We start from the raw sequence: 246 nt of genomic DNA on the forward strand, positions 1-246 counted from the left end.
CCTCGGCGATGCGGCGCGCGATGGCGACCAGCTCCTCGAGCAGCAGGATCACCTCGCTCCCCTGCAGCTCGGTGATCGAGCGCGCCACCTCGACGCCGCGTGTGTAGGCGTCGTCCGGGTCGCTGCCCGATGCCAGGCCCCTCAGCGCGCCCAGCAGCTGCTCGATGTCCTCGCGCGAGAGGCCGCCCGTCTCCAGCGTGCCCGCCTCCAGCTCCTGCGCCAGCGCCTGGTAGAACGCCTCGAGGG

The 246-nt window shown here is 73.2% G+C and carries 1 protein-coding gene; it reads right to left on the minus strand.

Annotation, left to right across the window (positions count from 1 at the left end; translation table 11 throughout):
• Window positions 1-246: hypothetical protein (locus RYX56_RS24445; protein WP_317124399.1), on the minus strand; the 246-nt coding region annotated here is incomplete at both ends.

The organism is Alkalihalophilus lindianensis (assembly GCF_032843265.1).
GTDB lineage: Bacteria > Bacillota > Bacilli > Bacillales > Bacillaceae_D > Alkalihalophilus > Alkalihalophilus lindianensis.